The sequence below is a fragment of the Kitasatospora sp. NPDC091257 genome (genome assembly GCF_044757675.1).
In the GTDB taxonomy this organism is placed as follows: domain Bacteria; phylum Actinomycetota; class Actinomycetes; order Streptomycetales; family Streptomycetaceae; genus Kitasatospora; species Kitasatospora lactacystinica.
Genome location: NZ_JBIVVI010001216.1, coordinates 1 through 2,656 on the forward strand (window position 1 = coordinate 1; position 2,656 = coordinate 2,656).

The 2,656-nt window shown below is 72.9% G+C and carries 3 protein-coding genes; 2 read left to right on the forward strand and 1 reads right to left on the reverse strand.

Annotated features, from left to right (window positions below; genetic code table 11):
• Nucleotides 1-62 precede the first annotated feature (62 nt).
• Nucleotides 63-1,154, forward strand: a complete 1,092-nt coding sequence (locus tag ACIQOV_RS36440; protein WP_401055093.1) for a DUF5937 family protein — start codon at nt 63-65, stop codon at nt 1,152-1,154.
• An 85-nt stretch (nt 1,155-1,239) separates the two neighbouring features.
• Here the strand turns inward: ACIQOV_RS36440 and ACIQOV_RS36445 are convergent, their stop codons facing one another.
• Entirely contained in the window at nt 1,240-1,911 is a 672-nt protein-coding gene (locus ACIQOV_RS36445) for a hypothetical protein (RefSeq protein ID WP_401055094.1), read from the reverse strand.
• A 399-nt stretch (nt 1,912-2,310) separates the two neighbouring features.
• Between ACIQOV_RS36445 and ACIQOV_RS36450 the strand changes: the two genes are divergently transcribed.
• Nucleotides 2,311-2,601 carry a hypothetical protein gene (locus ACIQOV_RS36450; RefSeq protein ID WP_401055095.1) on the forward strand — a complete coding sequence of 97 codons (291 nt, stop codon included), beginning with the start codon at nt 2,311-2,313 and terminating at the stop codon, nt 2,599-2,601.
• Nucleotides 2,602-2,656: the final 55 nt, after the last annotated feature.

Genomic DNA, 2,656 nt, shown 5'->3' on the forward strand with positions numbered 1-2,656 from the left:
CAAATGACGGGACGGCTCCCCCCGCCCGACCCGGCGTCGCGGCGGCCAGGCACCATGGAGGGGTGAGCGTGACCATTGACATCACCGGGCTGCCGCACGAGCGGATCACCTTCTGCCCCTCGCCCCTGGCCGAACTGAGCAACGCGCTGCACGCGCTGGCCGAGCCCGCTCACCACTCCCGGCTGCACGCGTGGACGACGACGACCTCCGCCGCGCTCAAGCCGGAACTGGCCGACCGGCTGCTCGAAGCCGACTTCATGTGGCGGTCGACGCGCTCCGACTTCCTGATGCCGGCCCGGCCCCGGGAGACCCTCACCGAGGAACTGGACGACCTCGACCGCATGGAAGACGAGAAGTTCGTCGGTGCGGCCCTGGAGATCTCGTGCAGCATCAGCCACTACCCCAAGGGCCTGCCGTCGCCCCTGGTCGACGCGTGGTCGCGGCGCCGCGCGCTCGACCTGGCGGCGGCGCGCGGCCCGCGCCAGGCGGCCTTCGTCGAGCGGATGCTCGCCGAACCCACCGCCACGCGCGCGTGGATCCGGCGCCTCCTGGAGGACTGCGACCAGGCGTTCTTCGCCGACACCTGGCGCCGGGTCCGCGTCCAGCTCGCCGCCGACGCCCAGCACAAGAGCGAGCTGCTGCGCCGCAAGGGCCTGGCGGAGGCGCTCACGGCCGCGTCACCGGCACTGAGCCTGGAGGAGGACGAGCACGGCAGCCGCATCGTCGTCGACAAGCTCGTCCACGGCCGCACCGAGGCCCGCGGCGCCTCCCTCACCCTGATACCGACCGTCTTCGGCTGGCCGCACCTCTTCACCCTGTACGGGCCGGGCTGGCAGCCCGTGATCCAGTACCCGGCGGCCGCCCACGAGGTCGGCGGCGCCGAGCCGGTGGAGACGGTCAAGCTGCGCCTGGACGCGCTGACCCACCCCATGCGGATGAGCCTGTGCCGCAACCTCGCGCGCGGCGCGTACTCGACCAGCGAGCTGGCCGACGCCTACGGCATCACCGCCCCGGAGGTCTCCCGCCACCTCACCGTGCTGAAGAAGGCCGGGCTGGTCATCACCCGGCGCAGGGGCCGCTTCGTCCTCCACCAGCTCGACATCTCGGTCGTGGCCCGGATCGGCAGCGACTTCCTGGAGTCCGTGCTGCGGTGAGGACGGCCGGGCGGCAGGCGGGGGACGCCGCGGCGGGCGGATCGGCCCGGCACGCCCGTACCGCCACCACCCGCCCGCCCGCGCGTCAGGACCAGGGCTCCCCAGGGCGGGGTCCACCGCCGAGGACGAGCAGCGCCTCTCCCGCGGGCAGGTCGCCCGGCCGCCGTGCCGACCTGCCGTAGGCACTCGCCGCGTTGCCGAGCGCCAGGAGGGCCTCCGCACTCGGCAGCGCGGCCCGGTCGGGACGGAGGCGGTCGGCCGCCAGCCGGGAGAGCCGGGCGATCGTCTCGCACGCGCGGACCGACACGTTGCGAAGGAACTCCGCGACGCGCCGGTCGTCGAGGAGACGGCCCGCGGACTCGCCGGCCCGTTCGGCGAGCGTGTCCCAGACGCGGGAGACGGCGTCACGAACGGTGTGAAGCTGTTGCCACTCGGGGACGGCGCGAAGGGCGAGGGCGTGCCGGTCGACGGCGCGGAGTGCGGCGTTCACCGCCGTCGCTCCGCTCCTCGTACCCACGTGCCCCGTCCCGTCGGCGGCCGGCGCTTCCGATGCGTCGGGGAGTGCGGCGACGTGCTGCCAGTGGACCTGGAGCGCCTCCACATCGGCCTCAAGAACCGCTCGCAGATCCCCGGCGGTACTCCGCCCCTCGGGCACGGCTTCCTTCCAGGCCTCCGCCACCTCGTACAGCTGCGCTCTGAGGTCCGGCAGGTCGGCGCCTTCCGCGGCCTGCTGCTCCTCCGTCCGCGCCAGGGGCAACTCCGTTCCCCACAGGGGGAGTTCATCCCCAGCCGGCGTTTCGTCGACGGCTTCGGCCGAGCCCTGGCCCGCACGGGCGACCGACTCGCCGCGCCCCGCCCCAGGACCGACGGCAACGGTGTTCTCCGGTGAATTCACTGAGCGCATTCTCCAACTTCCGGACGACGAAGGGTCATGGCTGCCTCTCTGCCCTCGCGCAGGAAGGAGTGTTCGACACGAGCAGCACTCCCGAGGCGCTGAACTCACCTGGTGTAACAGCTCTGTTGAGGGTTGTCGACCGATGCGACCGACGTGTCTCCGACTCCCGGTCCAAACCGCCCGCGGGGGTGTGATTCCGGCTTTTCCAGCCAGGCGGTTGCCGCCGTGACGCTTTCCCGACCATATGCCCGGGTGGATCCCGTGACCGTGGGCGATGACCGGTACGCCTACGAGCGGATCGAGATGGCCCTGCACGATCGGGCCGTCCGGCGCACCACGGCCTGCGGCATCGCCGGGCTCGCGGTGGCCGCCGACACCGACATCGTGCTGCTCGACATCAAGTCCTGGGACCGCGCCCTCTACCGGCACCTGACCGGACAGCGGCTCGACCCCACGCTCGACTTCCCCCTCGCCGACACCCCGGTGCCCACACCGGACCAGATCGCCCGAGCCCGGGCGGTCTTCGCCGCACAGGGCCTGCACACGGTCTGACCCCGGACGGGTTCCCCGTCAGGTCCGCGGCTGCGGTACACCCTGCACGGCCCCC